The sequence below is a fragment of the Aquabacterium sp. genome, assembly GCF_029946005.1.
Taxonomy (GTDB): Bacteria; Pseudomonadota; Gammaproteobacteria; order Burkholderiales; family Burkholderiaceae_C; genus Aquabacterium.
Genome location: NZ_JAQSDR010000006.1, coordinates 281,384 through 297,417, shown reverse-complemented (window position 1 = coordinate 297,417; position 16,034 = coordinate 281,384). Strand labels below are relative to the sequence as shown.

The 16,034-nt window shown below is 64.9% G+C and carries 12 protein-coding genes; 10 read left to right on the top strand and 2 right to left on the bottom strand.

Translation table 11 applies throughout. The annotated features are described in order from the left end of the window. Window positions 1-19 precede the first annotated feature (19 nt). On the bottom strand, window positions 20-862 hold the full coding sequence (locus PSV38_RS04400; RefSeq protein WP_300545560.1) for a glutamate/aspartate ABC transporter substrate-binding protein: 843 nt from the start codon (window positions 860-862) through the stop codon (window positions 20-22). Between the two features lie 223 nt (window positions 863-1,085). Here PSV38_RS04400 and PSV38_RS04395 point away from each other — a divergent pair, with 223 nt between their 5' ends. From PSV38_RS04395 to PSV38_RS04360, 8 genes are all read left to right on the top strand, one after another. After that, a complete protein-coding gene (locus PSV38_RS04395; protein WP_300545286.1) occupies window positions 1,086-1,814 on the top strand; it encodes a 16S rRNA pseudouridine(516) synthase in 729 nt (242 codons plus the stop codon). A gap of 13 nt (window positions 1,815-1,827) precedes the next feature. Then, window positions 1,828-2,814, top strand: a complete 987-nt coding sequence (locus tag PSV38_RS04390; protein WP_300545284.1) for a bifunctional riboflavin kinase/FAD synthetase — start codon at window positions 1,828-1,830, stop codon at window positions 2,812-2,814. A 94-nt stretch (window positions 2,815-2,908) separates the two neighbouring features. Beyond that, window positions 2,909-5,785 (top strand): isoleucine--tRNA ligase, encoded by a 2,877-nt coding sequence (ileS, locus tag PSV38_RS04385; RefSeq protein WP_300545282.1) that lies wholly within the window; start codon window positions 2,909-2,911, stop codon window positions 5,783-5,785. A gap of 2 nt (window positions 5,786-5,787) precedes the next feature. Beyond that, window positions 5,788-6,306 (top strand): signal peptidase II, encoded by a 519-nt coding sequence (gene lspA / locus PSV38_RS04380; RefSeq protein WP_300545280.1) that lies wholly within the window; start codon window positions 5,788-5,790, stop codon window positions 6,304-6,306. Window positions 6,307-6,509: 203 nt separating this feature from the next. After that, a complete protein-coding gene (locus PSV38_RS04375) occupies window positions 6,510-7,517 on the top strand; it encodes an efflux RND transporter periplasmic adaptor subunit (RefSeq protein WP_300545278.1) in 1,008 nt (335 codons plus the stop codon). 3 nt (window positions 7,518-7,520) lie between these two features. Beyond that, window positions 7,521-10,613, top strand: coding sequence for a multidrug efflux RND transporter permease subunit (locus PSV38_RS04370; RefSeq protein ID WP_300545276.1), 3,093 nt, complete (start codon window positions 7,521-7,523; stop codon window positions 10,611-10,613). 127 nt (window positions 10,614-10,740) lie between these two features. Beyond that, window positions 10,741-11,673 (top strand): DUF4394 domain-containing protein, encoded by a 933-nt coding sequence (locus tag PSV38_RS04365; protein WP_300545273.1) that lies wholly within the window; start codon window positions 10,741-10,743, stop codon window positions 11,671-11,673. 40 nt (window positions 11,674-11,713) lie between these two features. After that, window positions 11,714-12,673 carry a DMT family transporter gene (locus tag PSV38_RS04360; RefSeq protein WP_300545271.1) on the top strand — a complete coding sequence of 320 codons (960 nt, stop codon included), beginning with the start codon at window positions 11,714-11,716 and terminating at the stop codon, window positions 12,671-12,673. Here the strand turns inward: PSV38_RS04360 and PSV38_RS04355 are convergent. After that, complete coding sequence (locus tag PSV38_RS04355; RefSeq protein WP_300545269.1) at window positions 12,667-13,296, bottom strand: rhomboid family intramembrane serine protease; 630 nt, start codon at window positions 13,294-13,296, stop codon at window positions 12,667-12,669. The genes PSV38_RS04360 and PSV38_RS04355 overlap by 7 nt on opposite strands. A 201-nt stretch (window positions 13,297-13,497) precedes the next feature. Here PSV38_RS04355 and PSV38_RS04350 point away from each other — a divergent pair, with 201 nt between their 5' ends. After that, window positions 13,498-14,745, top strand: coding sequence for a GTP cyclohydrolase II (locus tag PSV38_RS04350; RefSeq protein ID WP_300545267.1), 1,248 nt, complete (start codon window positions 13,498-13,500; stop codon window positions 14,743-14,745). 5 nt (window positions 14,746-14,750) lie between these two features. Continuing rightward, a complete protein-coding gene (locus PSV38_RS04345; protein ID WP_300545264.1) occupies window positions 14,751-16,028 on the top strand; it encodes a DUF1688 family protein in 1,278 nt (425 codons plus the stop codon). Window positions 16,029-16,034: the final 6 nt, after the last annotated feature.

Genomic DNA, 16,034 nt, shown 5'->3' with positions numbered 1-16,034 from the left:
TGAAGGCGAGGGCTGGTGTTCAGTCCAGGGGTTGGTCGGTGGGCGCGCGGAACAGGGCGGTGTTCGCGTCCGAGATCGACCAGTTCAGATTCAGGCCCTTGGGGGGAATGGGCGCGTGAAACCATTTGTCGTAAATCTTCTTTGCTTCGCCCGACACCATCGCCTTGGTCAAGGCGCCATCGACCAGTTTCTTGAAGACCGGGTCGGCCTTGCGCATCATGCAGGCATAGGGCTCCAAGGACATCGGCTTGCCCACGATCACCCAGTCGTCCGGCTTCTTGGCCTTGGCTTTCTCGCCGAACAGCAAGGCGTCGTCCATCATGAAAGCAACGGCCCGGCCGGTCTCCAGCGTCAGGAAGGATTCCCCATGGTCCTTGGCCGAGATGATGCTCATGCCCGACTTGCTGTCGACATTGAACTTGCGCAGCAGCCTCTCGGACGTCGTGCCCGCCGTGACCACCACGTTCTTGCCCTTCAGGTTGGCAAAGTCCTGGATGCCCGAATCCTTGCGCGTCATCAAGCGGGTGCTGATGATGAAAATGGTGGTCGAAAAACCCACTTGCCGCGCGCGTTCCTTGTTGTGGGTGGTCGAGCCGCACTCCAGATCGACCGTGCCATTGAGCAACAAGGGAATGCGGTTCTGCGAGGTCACCGGCACCAGCTTGATGGCCAAGGTGGGTTTTTTGAGTTCGGTCTTGATGGCCTCGACCGCCTTGAGCATCAATTCGTGTGAATAGCCCACCACGCGTTGCTGGTCGTCGTAGTAAGAGAAGGGGATGGACGACTCGCGGTGACCGAGGCTGATGCTGCCGGTGTCGGCGATCTTCTTCAGGGTGGGCGACGCCTGGGCCATGGCCGACATGCCCCACACCGTCAGGCAAAAGCCCAAGGCGGTGGCCCGAAAGATCGTGTTCGTCATGGTGGGTGGCTTGATGAAGTGAGCAAGGTTGCTATCGTGAGGCAGACACTGCGGTCTTGGAAGCACTTTCTGCTTCGCAGGTCGCGTGCCAGCATCACCCGGCCCCTGCCTGGGTCGATGGCATCATGTCATTCCCGCACGTCCCGCCTCAGCAAAGCCATTTTCCATGCCACCACGTCCTCGTTTGCCCGCTGGTCACCAGCCCCTTGACCAGATTCTGTTCGCGCAGGGCTTTGGTGCGCGCCGTGAGTGCGAAGGCCTCATCGTCAGCAAGCTGGTCAGCGTGCGCGGCGAGTTGGTGGATGACCCCGATGCCGCTTTCCCGGAAGACCGGCTGGAGTTGGTGGTTGACGGCCAGCCCTGGGTCACCCACGTCAAGGCCCTGGTGATGCTGAACAAGCCGGCCGGTTATGAGTGCTCGCTCAAGCCCGGCGCCTGGCCCGGCGTGCACAACCTGCTGGCGCCACCATTGCGTCGCCGTGGCCTGCAACCCGTGGGGCGCCTGGACCAGGACACCACTGGCTTGCTGTTGATGACCGACGACGGCGCCTTGCTGCACAAGCTGACCTCGCCCAAACACAACGTGCCCAAGGTTTATGAAACGACCGTCAAGCATCCCTTGACGGACAAGCAGATTCAGTCATTGATGTCGGGCGTGGTGCTCGACGACGACCCGACGCCCGTGCTGGCCGAACACGCTGAGATGGTCTCCGAGTTCCACCTGCGCATGTCCTTGACCCAGGGCAAATACCATCAGGTCAAGCGCATGGTGGCGGCCGTGGGCAACCGGGTCGAGGCTTTGCACCGCAGTTCCATCGGCCAACTGACCTTGCCTGAAGACCTGGCCCCCGGCCAGTGGCGTTGGCTGGAAGACGCCTCCTTGGTGTTGCCTTGATAATCAAGGACTTATGCAAGTCTTTCGCGGATTTCACCATGCGGCCCTGTCCCCAGCCTGCGCCCTGACCATCGGCAACTTCGATGGTGTGCACCGGGGCCACCAGGCCATGCTGGCCCTGCTGCGCAATGAAGCCCAGCACCGCGGCCTGCCCAGCGCGGTGATGACTTTCGAACCTCATCCCCGCGACTTCTTCGCCGCGCTGGCAGGCAAGCCCGAGCTGGCCCCCGCCCGCATCGCCACCCTGCGCGACAAGTTGTCCGAGCTTGAACGCTGCGGTATCGACCAGGTCGTGGTGCTGCCTTTTGACCGTCGCCTGGCCAGCCTCACGCCCGACGAATTCATCGACCAGGTGCTGGTCAACGGCCTGCACGCCCAATACGTGCTGGTGGGCGACGACTTCCGCTTTGGCGCCAAGCGCGCCGGTGACTACGACTTCCTGGACGCCGCTGGCGGCCAGCGCGGCTTCGACGTCGCCCGCATGCTCAGCTACGAAGTCCACGGCACACGCGTGTCCAGTTCGGTCGTGCGCGATGCCCTGGCCGTCGGCGACATGAACCAGGTGGCTGGCCTGCTGGGCCGTCCCTACAGCATCAGCGGCCACGTCATCCATGGCCAGAAACTGGGCCGCGATCTGGGCTGCCGGACCATGAATGTGCGCTTCGGCCACCAGAAACCGGCCACCCGGGGCATCTTCGCAGTCCGCACCCATGGCCTGGCCCCGCACCCGCTGGACGGCGTCGCCAGCCTGGGCGTGCGCCCCACGGTGGAAGACGCCGGGCGCGTCCTGCTCGAGGTCCATTGCTTCGATTGGCCCGCCAATCTGGGCACCGAGGGCGGCTACGGTAAAATCGTCCGGGTGGAACTGCTGCACAAACTCCGAGACGAAGCCCGCTATGACGGGCTGGAGGCCTTGCAGGCGGCCATCCACCAGGACATTTCAGACGCTCGCGTGTTCTTCGAGTCGCAAGGTCGCCAGACCACCCGCGACCGAATTTGACGGTTGCTGCACGTCCTTCCTGTCGCCAGCCGAACAACCGTCCGCGGGGCTCGCCTTTCCTTGAAAAGAGCGCCCGCGCAGCCAGAAATCCCCCATGAGCCAAGACGATAAAAGCCAAGCCGGCAGCGCCTACCGCGCCACGCTGAACATGCCCGACACCCCCTTCCCGATGCGCGGCGACCTGCCCAAGCGCGAGCCGGGCTGGACGAAACAGTGGGAAGACCAGGGCATCTACAAGAAGCTGCGCGACGCCCGCTGTGGCGCGCCCAAATTCGTGCTGCACGACGGCCCGCCCTACGCCAACGGCCAGATCCACATGGGCCACGCCGTCAACAAGATCCTGAAGGACATGATCGTGAAGGCGCGCCAGCTCAAGGGCATGGACGCCATGCTCGTGCCCGGCTGGGATTGCCACGGCCTGCCCATCGAGAACCAGATCGAGAAGACCTTTGGCCGCAACTTGAGCCGCGACGATGCGCAGGCCAAGGCCCGTGCCTACGCGGGCGAGCAGGTCGACCTGCAGCGCGCCGACTTCAAGCGCCTGGGCGTGCTGGCCGATTGGGACCATCCCTATCGCACGATGGACTTTGGCAACGAGGCGGGCGAAATCCGCGCGCTCAAGAAGATCATCGAGCGTGGCTTTGTGTACCGGGGCCTCAAGCCTGTGTACTGGTGTTTTGATTGCGGCTCGTCGTTGGCCGAGTTCGAGATCGAATACGCCGACAAGAAGTCGCAGACGCTGGACGTGCAGTTTTTGAGCAGCCAGCCTGCCGAATTGGCCGCCGCTTTCGGCCTGCCTTCGCTGAGCGGCAAGGACGCCTTCGCCGTGATCTGGACGACCACCGCCTGGACCATCCCCGCCAACCAGGCCTTGAACGTGCACCCTGAGCTGAGCTACGCCCTGGTCGACACGCCGCGTGGCCTGCTGATCCTGGCCGAATCGCTGGTCGAGAAGGCCACGGCCCGCTTCGGCTTCGAGCCCGATCAAGTGAAGGTGCTGGCCACCACCACGGGCGCCAAGCTCGAAGGCCTCAAGTTCAAGCACCCGCTGGCCGCCGTGGACAAGGGTTACGACCGCGAAGCCCCCATCTACCTGGCCGACTACGTTAGCGCCGAGGACGGCACCGGCATCGTGCACGCCGCGCCCGCCTATGGCGTGGACGACTTCCAATCCTGCCTGGCCCACGGCCTGAGCTTCGACGACATCCTCAACCCCGTGCAAGGCCACGGCGTCTACGAAGCCGAGTTGCCCCTGTTCGGCGGCCAGCACATCTGGAAGGCCGCGCCCGTCATCAGCGAGACGCTGCGCGAGCACCACCGCCTGCTGGCCTCCAGCGACATCACCCACAGCTACCCGCACTGCTGGCGCCACAAAAAGCCGGTGATCTTCCGCGCCGCCGCGCAATGGTTCGTGCGCATGGATGAAGGCGAGGGCGTGTTCACCACGAACAAGGCCGACAAAACCCTGCGCCAGATCGCACTCGACGCCATCGACCAGACCGCTTTCTACCCCGAGAACGGCCGCGTGCGCCTGCGCGACATGATCGCCAACCGGCCCGACTGGTGCATCAGCCGCCAGCGCAACTGGGGCGTGCCGCTGCCCTTCTTCCTGCACAAGGTGACGGGTGAATTGCATCCCGACACCATGGCCTTTGTGGACCGCGCGGTGGACCTGGTCCAGCAGGGCGGCGTTGAAGCCTGGGCCAAGCTCGACCCGGCCGACTGGTTGGGCGCCTCGGGCGAACATTCGGCCGAGCACTACAGCAAATCCACCGACATCCTCGATGTGTGGTTCGACTCCGGCTCGTCCTTCTTCCACGTGCTCAACCCCGAGTCGGGCAGCCACCCGAACGCCGGCCACGCCCAAGGCCCCGAGGCCGATCTCTACCTGGAAGGGCACGACCAGCACCGCGGCTGGTTCCACAGCTCGCTGCTGGTGGCCAGCGCCATGTACGGCCGCGCGCCCTACAAGGGCCTGCTCACCCATGGCTTCACGGTGGACAGCCAGGGCAGAAAGATGAGCAAGTCCACCGGCAACGGTGTCGATCCGCAAGAAACGTCCAAGAAGCTGGGCGCCGAGATCATCCGCCTGTGGGTCGCGTCCAGCGATTACTCCGGCGACATCGCGGGCGACGACAAGATCTTGGCCCGCGTGGTCGATGGCTACCGCCGCATCCGCAACACCCTGCGCTTTTTGCTGGCCAACACCAGCGATTTCGACTTTAAGCAAGATGCCGTGCCCGCCAGCGAGTTGCTGGAAATCGACCGCTACGCCTTGGCGCGCGCCGCCGAGCTGCAGGCCGACATCCTGTCCCACTACGAGCGCTACGAGTTCCACCCCGTGGTCGGCAAGCTGCAGGTCTACTGCTCCGAAGACCTGGGCGCTTTCTACCTCGATGTGCTGAAAGACCGCCTCTACACGACGGCGCCCAAGTCGCTGGCCCGCCGCAGCGCGCAAACGGCTCTCTACCAGATCACGCAAGCCATGCTGCGCTGGATGGCGCCTTTCCTCAGCTTCACGGCCGAGGAAGCCTGGCAAGTGCTCAAGCAAGGCGAGACCATCTTCACCGAAACCTATTGGGCGTTTGGCGACACCGACGCGGCGCTGCTGAGCAAGTGGGCGCGCGTCAAAGAGATCCGAGAATTGGTCAACAAGGACATCGAAGCCGTGCGCACGCAAGGTCTGGTCGGTGCTTCCTTGCAGGCCGATGTCACGGTCACAGTTGGTGCCGCCGACCATGTCTTGCTGGCCTCGTTGGGCGAGGATCTGAAGTTCGTGCTGATCACGTCCAAGGCCAGCCTGGCCGAGGGTGATGCCCTGTCCGTGTCGGTCACGCCCTCCCCCCAGGCCAAGTGCGAGCGTTGCTGGCATTACCGCGATGACGTGGGCAGCGATCCCCAGTACGCCACCATTTGCGGCCGCTGTGTCAGTAACTTGTACGGCGAGGGTGAAACCCGCCAGGTGGCTTGACGATGGCCACGCGCAAATCAAGCGGCGCCACTGGCGGCCTTTGGCCTTGGCTGGGCATCGCCCTCATCATCTTCTTGCTGGACCAGGTCACCAAGACCTTGATCGTGGGTTTTTTCCAGCATGGCGACAGCCGCCACGTCACCGGCTTTTTCAACCTGGTGCGTGCGCACAACTCCGGTGCGGCGTTCTCTTTCCTGGCCAACGCGGGAGGCTGGCAGCGCTGGTTCTTTGTAGGCTTGGGGGCGTTGGCCGCTGGGTTCATCATCTACATGCTGCGCCAGCACGGGCAGCAAAAGATGTTTGCCTGGGCCCTGTCCCTGATCCTGGCCGGTGCGGTGGGCAACGTGGTGGATCGCCTCGTCTACGGTTACGTGGTTGATTTCCTGGATTTCCACTGGTCCTGGATGTCGCCGCTGTTCCCGGGGGGGCACTTTCCAGCGTTCAACGTGGCCGACTGCAGCATCACCATCGGGGCAGCTTTGCTGATCCTCGATGAGTTGCGCCGGGTTCGAAAATCCTGACAAAGGGCTTTACCTGCCCTTAACAAGGTGCCCGAGGCGCTCCTTTAACATGCGCTGGTTGTTCACACGGAAAGCGCATGTCTATGTCCAGATTCTGGTGGGCGGTCTGTCTGCTTGTTGGCGCAGGCTTGGTCGCTTTGACAATGCCTGGGTCGCCGCGTCTGCAGGCAGCGCCCGCGCCGAAGTCGGCGCCAGGTGTGCCCGTGAGGGTCGCGCAGGCAGCTCAGCAAGATGTGCCGATGGAGTTGCGGATGATCGGCCGCGTGCAGTCCTTGCACCAAGTGCTGGTGCGACCCCAGATCGAGGGCGTCCTCACCGAGGTGCGTTTCACCGAAGGCCAACGCGTGGCCCGGGGCGACGTGCTGGCCAGGCTGGATGACCGTGCGCTGAAAGCCCAACTGGCTCAGGCCGAAGCGGAGTTGACACGCCTTCAATCTCAGCTGCAGCTCGCCAGCGCTGACTTGAGACGCTATGAAGGCCTGGCGGCGCAGTCTGCCGTGCCAGTGCAGCAACGAGATCAGCAGGCGGCCGCCGTGGTGCAGCTGCAGTCGCAGATCCGCGCCCAGGACGCGGCTTTGAGCGCGGCCCGGGTGCAGTTGTCGTTCACCACCATCACGTCCCCGGTGACTGGCCGGGTGGGCTTGCGGGTGGTCGATGCTGGCAATTTCGTGAGGCCCAGCGATGTGGCGGGGCTGGTCACCGTGGTCCAGACCCAGCCCATGGGCATCGTGTTTTCGGCTCCGCAAACCCGCCTGGCCGATGTTCGTGAAGCTTTGAAGGTCAACGGGGGCGCCACCGTTCGCGTGTCCGACCGTGAACGCGGCACTGCCTTGACACAGGGTCGCCTGTTGACGGCCGACAACGTGGTCGATCCTGGCAACGGTTCCCTGCGTTTGAAAGCCCAGGTGCCCAACGTGGCTGAGAACCTCTGGCCAGGCCAGTTCGTGGCCGTGACCCTGGTGACCGGCCAGATGCCGCAAGCCCTGGTGGTGCCCGCCAATGCCGTGCAGCGCGGTCTCAAAGGCAGCTTCGTGTGGCGCGTGACGGGCGACAAGGCCGACATGGTGCCCGTGGCGGTGCGCTGGCAGAACGACGAGCGCGCGGTGCTGGCCGCCGGTGCCATCCAGCCGGGTGACCGCTTGGTGGTGGATGGGCAGTCTCGCCTCAAACCGGCGCAGACGGTGCGCGTGCTCGCCGACGCGAAGAGTTGACGCATGTCAGCTGCCCTCCCGCCCCAGGATGACCGATCCCGATTCAACCCCTCGGCGTGGTTCATCGACCACCCAGTGGCCACCACACTGCTGACCCTGGCCCTGGTGCTGTTGGGCCTCTTTGCTTTCCCCAAGCTGCCGGTGGCGCCGCTGCCGCAGGCCGAGTTCCCCACCATCCAGATCTCGGCGCGCTTGCCGGGTGCCAGCCCAGACACCATGGCCGCGGCCGTGGCCACCCCCCTGGAGGTCGAACTCAGCGGCATTGCCGGCATCACCGAGATGACGTCCACCAGCTCGCTGGGCGCCACCAGCATCACGCTGCAGTTCACGCTCGACAAGGACATCACCGCCGCCGCGCAAGAGGTGCAGTCGGCGCTCAACGCGGTGGCTGGTCGGCTGCCGTCCGACATGCCTTCGCAGCCCACCTGGCGCAAGGTGAACCCGGCTGACAGCCCGATCCTGGTGCTGGGCGTGAACTCGGACGTGCTGTCGATGACCGAGCTCAGTGACCTGACCGAAACGGTGCTCACGCGCCAGATGAGCCAGATCCAGGGCGTGTCCGACGTGGGCATTGTGGGCCAGCAAAAGCCCGCCATCCGCATCCAGGCTTCGCCCGCGCAGCTAGCCGCCCAGGGGCTCACGCTGGCCGACATCCGCGCCGCCGTGCAGAAGGCCAGCGTCAACCAGCCCAAGGGCTCGCTGGTGGGCGCCGAGCGCAACGCCACCTTGGCCACCAACGACCAACTCTTCAAGCCGAACGACTATGCCGACGTGGTGGTGGCCGACCGGGACGGCGTGCCCGTGCGCATCGCTGACGTGGCCAAGGTGAGTGAGGGCGCCGAGAACGACTATGTGAAAGCCTGGCAAAACGGCCGCGAGGGCCTGAACATCATTGTTCGCCGCCAACCGGATGCCAACATCGTGGACACGGTCGATCGCGTGCTGGCGGCCTTGCCGCGTTTGCAAGAGCGCCTGCCCGCCAGCGTCGAGGTCAGCGTGCTGAACGACCGCACCCGCACCATCCGTTCGTCCTTGCACGAGGTCGAGATCACCCTGGGCCTGACGGTGGTGCTGGTGGTGGTCGTGATGGGTTTGTTCCTGCGGCAGTTGTCCGCCACCCTCATCGTGACGGCGGTGTTGGGCGTGGCCCTGGTGGCCACCATCGCCGGCATGCACGCGCTGGGCTTCAGCCTGAACAACCTGACTTTGGTGGCGCTGATCATCGCGGTGGGCTTCGTGGTCGATGACGCCATCGTGGTGGTCGAGAACATCCACCGTCACCTGGAAATGGGCGTGCCCATGCGAGAGGCCGCGCTCAAGGGCTCGGCCGAGATCGGCTTCACGGTGGTGTCCATCAGCATCTCGTTGATCGCGGCCTTCATCCCGCTGCTGTTCATGGGGGGCGTGGTGGGGCGCCTGTTCAGTGAGTTCGCGGTCACCGTCACGTTGGCCATCCTCGTGTCGGTGCTGGCTTCGCTCACGCTGGCGCCCATGATGGCCTCGCGTTTCATGAAGAGCGCCCCGGCCCACAATGAAGATGATTGGCTGAGCCGCTTCATCGCGGGCTATGGTCGCAGCGTGGGCTGGGCGCTGGACCACCCTCGCACCATGCTCACGGCGTTCTTTGGCACGCTGGCCGTGGCCGTGGCGGCCTATGTGGCCGTGCCGAAGGGCTTCTTCCCGCTGCAGGACACGGCCTTTGTGCTGGGCACCACCCAGGGCGCGCAGGATCTGTCGTTTGATGAAATGGTGGCCAAGCACCAGGCCCTGGCCGCCATCGTGGCCAAGGACCCGGCCGTGCAGGGCTTCGCGCACTCGGTGGGCGCCACCGGCGGCAGCTCCAACGTGTCGAGCGGGCGCTTCTGGATCGTGCTGAAAGACCGCGGCGACCGCGACGTGTCGGCCGAAGGGCTGATCGGCCGCTTGCGCCCCCAGTTCAACCAGGTGCCCGGCGTGATGCTCTACCTGCGCTCGGCCCAGGACATCAACCTGGGCACGGGCCCCGCCCGCACCCAGTACCAATACGCCTTGCAAAGCAATGACAGCGACGAGCTGGCCACCTGGGCCGACCGACTCACCGAGCGCCTGGGCCGCCTGCCGCAGTTCCGCGATGTATCGAACGACCTGCAACTGGGGGCTGGCGTGGCCCGCCTCACCATCGACCGCGCCGCCGCTGCCCGCCACGGCCTGAACGTGGACGACATCAACCAGCTGCTCTACAACGCCTATGGCCAGCGCCAGATCAGCGAGGTGCAAACCGAGGTGACGCAGTACCAGGTGGTGCTGGAGATCGACCCTGCTTTGCGCGGCAGGGCTGACAGCCTGGACTGGCTCTACCTGCGCTCGGCCAAGACCGGCCAGATGGTGCCTCTGGCCGAAGTGGCCCGCGCCGAGCCTCTGGACAACGGCCCGCTCACCATCGCCCACAATGGCATGTCGCCCGCGGTGAACTTGTCCTTCAACCTGGCGCCAGGCGTGTCTCTGGGCGAGGCGGTTCAACTGATGGCGCAGACGCGCACTGAACTCAATGTGCCCGCCAGCGTGGCCGGGCGCTTTCAGGGTGCGGCCCAGGCCTTTCAGGATTCGCTGGCCTCCCAGCCTTACCTCATCCTGGCGGCCGTGCTGGCCGTCTACATCATCCTGGGTGTGCTTTACGAAAGCTTCGTGCACCCGCTCACCATCCTGTCGACCTTGCCTTCGGCGGGGCTCGGGGCCGTGGCCTTGTTGTGGGTCAGCGGCATGGACTTCTCCGTGATGGCGCTGATCGGCCTGGTGCTGCTCATCGGCATCGTCAAGAAGAACGGCATCCTGCTGATCGACTTTGCCCTGCAGGCCCAGCGCGAACGGGGGCTGTCGCCGCGCGAAGCCATCCACGAAGCCTGCCTGGCGCGATTCAGGCCCATCCTGATGACCACGATCGCGGCTTTGCTGGCGGCCATTCCACTCATGCTGGGCCTGGGCACTGGCGCCGAGCTGCGTCAGCCGTTGGGCTTCGCCGTGGTGGGCGGATTGCTGGTCAGCCAGGTGCTCACGCTGTATTCGACGCCCGTGGTGTACGTGGCGCTGGACCGCCTTTTTCACAGACGACCCCCCTGAACATGGGGTAGGTGCAAAAAAAGTCACGCTTTTGCATCTGTTTGGCGTCCTCGTGGCCAGTTCTCTGGTCGGTCCGATATTCCATGACATCGGCCGACCTTTGCAACACAGCTAGGAGTGAATCACCATGAAATTGAAATCAAAGCTGACGGCGTCGGCCGCCGTGTTCCTGTCGTCCGCCTTTGTTGGGCAGGCGGCGTTGGCCGAATCCATGCTGGCCCTGACCTCGGACCAGAAGCTCTTCAACTTCGACACGGCTGCGCCATCAATGGGCAGCCTCACCACCATCTCGGGCCTCATTGGCAATGACCGTTTGCGGGCCATTGACCTGCGGCCCACGACCGGCGTCGTCTATGCGCTGGGCACCAACAGCACCCTGTACACCGTGAATGCCAGCACGGGCGTGGCCAGCCTGGTGGCCTCGCTCTCCGCCGATGCCTCCGACACCAGTGACACCTTCACCGGCCTGCGTGGCACGGCCTTCGGGTTTGACTTCAACCCGGTGGCCGACCTCAGCGGTGCGCCTTCGCTGCGCGTGGTCAGCAATGCCTCCGAGAACCTGCGCATCGCGGTGAGCGGTCCGAACGCTGGCAAGGTGATCACCGACAACACCATCCGTGGTGGCACCTTGCAGATCGTGGCCTCGGCCTATGCCAACAATGACACCAACCCGGCCACCGGCACCGCGCTCTATGGCATTGATGCAGCGTCGGACAGCCTGTACCAGCAGGGCCTGCCCACCAGCGGTGTCCAGACACTGATTGGCTCTTTGGGCGTGAACACCAGCGCGGTGGCTGGCTTTGACATCACCATGTCGGGCAAGGCCTTTGCCGCGCTGACCAATGGCGACACGGGCGAAACCGGTTTGTATTCGATCTCGTTGACGCCGGGTGGCAACCTGGCCACCTGGATCGGCGAGTTCGGTGTGGCGGGCGCACCGGTGAGTTCCATCATCGGATTGACGGCCTTGTCCGCCGTGCCGGAGCCCTCGGCCTGGGCCTTGACGCTGGCGGGCCTGGCGCTGGTCCCGATGGTCATGCGCCGTCGTCGTCAAGCCTGATGCTCTGATCTAATGGCGGGCTACCCCTTGGTGGCCCGCCTTGAAATTCGACGCCCGCACGCTGTTGTTCCTGACCCTGCCGCCGATCATGTGGGCAGGCAATGCCGTGGTGGGCCGCTTGCTGGTCGGGCTGATGCCCCCCGTGCAGATGAACGCCGTGCGATGGGCCCTGGTGGCGGCGCTGATGGCGCCCATGGCCTTGAAGGTCTGGCGCCGACCCGATCAAGTGCGTGCCCGGTGGCGCTACCTCGCCTTGATCGGGGCCTTGGGCGTGGGCACCTACAACGCCCTGCAGTATCTGGCGCTGCAAACCTCTTCGCCCTTGAATGTCACGCTGATCGGCGCCAGCATCCCGGTGTGGATGATGCTGGTGGGAGCGGCGTGCTTTGGCCAGCCCATCAGTGGTCGGCAGTGGGGCGGTGCAGCCCTGTCCACAATGGGGGTGGTGCTGGTCATTGCGCAAGGCCAGTGGCACACCTTGCTGCAGGTGCAGTTGGTGCCGGGCGACTTGTTGATGTTGCTGGCCAGCCTGGCCTGGGCTTTCTACAGCTGGTTGCTGGCCAGGCCCCCGCAGTCCATGACTGGCGACCAACGACCAGCCTGGAGCTGGGCCGAGTTCCTGTGGCTGCAAGTGTTGTTTGGTCTGGGGTGGGCCGTGCTGTGCAGTGCGCTGGAATGGGCGGTGCCCACGGCCTCGGCACCCGTTCCGGTGGCGTCGGCCATTGAGGCCATCAATGCCTGGCCGCCCTTGATGAGGCTGGCCGTGGGCCTGGTTTTCGTGGCCTTGGGGCCATCGATCGTGGCTTACCGGTGTTGGGGCCTGGGGGTGCAAGCCGTGGGCCCCACCCTGGCGGCTTTCTTCATCAACCTCACCCCGATCTTCGCCGCCGTGTGGGCTTACGTTTTGCTGGGGCAACACCCTCGCTGGTACCACCCCTGCGCTTTGCTGCTCATCGTGGCGGGCATCGCGCTGTCGTCATCAAAGCGATCAGTTCAGTGAGTTTTTCGGCCGGGTGGCGTGCCACCTCGGCGCTTGGGCGGGAAGGGCGGTTGGCCTCGCCAGTAGCGGATCATCAGCCAGCCACCCAGCATGCCGCCCAGGTGCGCAAAGTGCGCCACACCGGCCTGCGTGCCTGTTACGCCAAACAGCAACTCCAGGCCACCGAACAGGGCGACGAAGTACTTGGCCTTCATCGGAATGGGCGGGATCAGGGGCACGATGATGCGGTTGGGGAACATCATCCCGAAGGCCAGCAGCAGGCCGAACAAGCCCCCCGAGATGCCCACCGTGGGCGCCATCGAGCCGTTCAGTTCTGTCATCAGCAATTGCGTCAAGGCCGCCGTGAAGATGCTGGCCAGCATGAACTGTATGTAGCGCTTGGGCCCCCAGACCCGCTCCAGTTCGGCTCCGAACATCCAGATGCCCATCATGTTGAAGAACAGGTGGGTGAACGAGCCGTGCATGAAGCCGTAGCTCACCACCTGCCAGGGGTAGAACTGGGACGACTCCAGCGGCCACAGGGCCAGCCAGTAGGACAAAACATGTCCCAAGGCTTCGTCAATGCAGAACAGCGCGACGTTGATGAGCAACAGCGCCTGGGTGATTGGTGGCAGAGGAGTCATGCGGTCACGAAAGGTGATGGACTGAACAGATCCGCATCATAGGGCCCCTTGAACAACCTCATTCGCCGTGATTGATCGTGGGCGGAAGTTCAATTTCGGGCTTGTGTCGGCAATCGGTCACAGCATGCTGGCACGTAACTCGCTATGGTTTGAACCAGGCACCGCACATCGACGGCGCCACCACCGCTGGAGACCACGTTCATGTCCGCCCACATCGTGCTCACGTCTCACCCGGCCCGCCACGGTGGCGGGCCCGGCAGTCCCCCCGCCATTCACTGGGGGGCGCCCACGGCGGCCGAGCGGGGGCCATTGGTGGCCAGCGTGGGCAGCCCGGCGCAGCGCAATGTCATCGGCACCCACTCGGGCGCCTATTCGGTTTACCGGGCCCTGGCCGTCGCCTCCGGCGCTTTGCAGCGCGACCACAAGCCCGATTTCACCAACACGGCGCCGGTCGAAACCATTGGCCCGCACCCACAGTGGGCCGACCCGCAAAAGATCGTGTCGTTGGATCCTTGGGGTCACCTGGTCTCGGTGGCCTTTGCCGAGCAGATCGCTGCGGGCATGGATGTGCGGCCCACCATCGCCATCACCAAGGCCCACATCAACATGCCCGAGCTGGTGGCCGCCATCGCAGCAGGGCGGCTCAAACCCGATGGCGACATCCTGGCAGCCAACGGCGACGTGAAAGTGACCAAAGCGGCCATCGACCCGGTTTGGCACCTGCCCGGCCTGGCCGAGCGCTTCGGCATCAAGGAAAGCGCTTTGCGCCGCAACTTGTTTGAGCAAACCGCGGGCATGTTCCCCGAGCTGGTCACGCGGCCCGACCTCAAAGTCTTCCTGCCGCCGATTGGCGGCATGACGCTGTATTTCTTTGGCGATGTTTCCAAACTGGGGCAGGCGTCGACCAAGGTGGCTTGCCGGGTCCACGACGAATGCAACGGCTCCGACGTGTTTGGCTCCGACATCTGCACCTGCCGCCCCTACCTGGCCCATGGCATCGAGGTCTGCATCGAGATGGCGCAGCAGGGCGGCGTCGGCCTGGTCATCTACAACCGCAAGGAAGGCCGCGCCCTGGGCGAGGTCACCAAGTTCCTGGTCTACAACGCCCGCAAACGCCAGGTGGGCGGCGACCGTGCCGAGACTTACTTCGCGCGCACCGAGTGCGTGGCCGGCGTGCAAGACATGCGCTTCCAGCAACTGATGCCCGATGTGTTCCATTGGCTGGGCATCAAGCGCATCGACCGCTGGGCCTCGATGAGCGACATGAAGCACGGCGCCCTGGTCGAGCAAGGCATTGAGGTGGTCGAGCGCGTGCCCATCCCCGAAGAGTTGATCCCCGCCGACGCGCAGGTGGAGATGGACGCCAAGAAAGCCGCTGGCTACTTCTCGCACTACACCCCGGATGCGAGCGAACTGGCCCTGCCCAAGGGGCGGGGGTTGATGGAATGACCGTCATGAACATGAAAGCACCTGGGCGAGTGGCAGAACAGGGGGGCCTCCCGCCCTTGCTCACGCCCGACTCATTGTTGACCGCCCAGGCGGTTCGGCGCAGTGCCTCCGCCTTGATGGCGCTGGCCCAGGCCGGGCAATCCGCCCATTTCACCTGGCATCCTGAGCGGGTGGAAGTGGCCGCCGCTTACGTGGCCGGGGTGATCCGAGAGCGTTACCCGGATCTGCAGGTGCCCTACCACAGCCGATGGCGACACTTCGAAGCGGGTGGCCTGGACCGCTGGGCCATGGTGGCCCATCAGCATGGGCTGGACGACCACTCGGCGCGCCTGGAGCGCGCTCGGGCCAGGGTCGACCTGGTCGTCATCAGTGTCTTGCTGGATGCCGGTGCCGGGGCCGCCTGGGGCTATGCCGACGTGGAAACGGGCCAAACCTTGACCCGATCCGAAGGCCTGGGCGTGGCCAGTTTGCGGTGGTGGGCCAAAGGCGCCTTGTCCAGCAGCCCGCTGCACCCGACCCGCTCCGATGCCCAGGCCTTGGCCCAGGTAGACGCGCAGGCGGTGGGGCGCGCCTTGCAGGTGCGCACCGACAACCCCCTGGTCGGATTGGAAGGGCGAGCCGACCTGCTGCGCCGCCTCTCGCTGGCGCTGGAGCAGCACCCCGATGTCTACGGCCGCCCTGATGCGCCGGGCCTGCTGCGTCCGGGCCATTTGGTCGATACGCTGTTCCGCCATGCACCCACCGGCAAAATCAAGGCCTCGGCCGTGCTGGCCGTGCTGCTCAACACCCTGGGTGACATCTGGTCTGGTCGCCATCAATTGAACGGTGTCAACCTGGGCGATTGCTGGCGCCACCCTCAGGCCCCTGACGGCTGGGTGCCCTTCCACAAACTCAGCCAATGGTTGACCTACTCCCTGCTGGAGCCTCTGGAAGACGCCGGCCTGACCATCACCGACCTGGACGAATTGACCGGCCTGCCCGAATACCGCAACGGCGGCCTGTTGCTGGACCTGGGTGTTCTGCAGGCCCGCGACCGGTCCTTCCACACCCAGCGCTGGACCGTCGATGCCGAACCCATCGTGGAGTGGCGCGCCCTGACCGTGGCTGTGCTCGACCACCTGGCCGAAGCAGTGCGCGGCGAATTGGGCCTGAGCCTGGAGCAATTCCCCTTGGCGCGTGTGCTGGAAGGCGGCACCTGGGCGGCAGGGCGCAAAATTGCCCAGGCCAAGCGCCCCGGCGGTGTGCCGCCAGTGCACATCGAAAGCGACGGCACCGTTTTTTAAGGACTA

Excerpts from the sequence above, each read along its gene's own strand:
- PSV38_RS04365 (WP_300545273.1), top strand. The coding sequence starts at position 10,741 with ATGAAATTGAAATCAAAGCTGACGGCGTCGGCCGCCGTGTTCCTGTCG.
- ileS (WP_300545282.1), top strand. The coding sequence starts at position 2,909 with ATGAGCCAAGACGATAAAAGCCAAGCCGGCAGCGCCTACCGCGCCACG.
- PSV38_RS04355 (WP_300545269.1), bottom strand. The coding sequence starts at position 13,296 with ATGACTCCTCTGCCACCAATCACCCAGGCGCTGTTGCTCATCAACGTC.
- PSV38_RS04370 (WP_300545276.1), top strand. The coding sequence starts at position 7,521 with ATGTCAGCTGCCCTCCCGCCCCAGGATGACCGATCCCGATTCAACCCC.
- PSV38_RS04390 (WP_300545284.1), top strand. The coding sequence starts at position 1,828 with ATGCAAGTCTTTCGCGGATTTCACCATGCGGCCCTGTCCCCAGCCTGC.
- lspA (WP_300545280.1), top strand. The coding sequence starts at position 5,788 with ATGGCCACGCGCAAATCAAGCGGCGCCACTGGCGGCCTTTGGCCTTGG.
- PSV38_RS04345 (WP_300545264.1), top strand. The coding sequence starts at position 14,751 with ATGAACATGAAAGCACCTGGGCGAGTGGCAGAACAGGGGGGCCTCCCG.
- PSV38_RS04400 (WP_300545560.1), bottom strand. The coding sequence starts at position 862 with ATGTCGGCCATGGCCCAGGCGTCGCCCACCCTGAAGAAGATCGCCGAC.
- PSV38_RS04395 (WP_300545286.1), top strand. The coding sequence starts at position 1,086 with ATGCCACCACGTCCTCGTTTGCCCGCTGGTCACCAGCCCCTTGACCAG.
- PSV38_RS04350 (WP_300545267.1), top strand. The coding sequence starts at position 13,498 with ATGTCCGCCCACATCGTGCTCACGTCTCACCCGGCCCGCCACGGTGGC.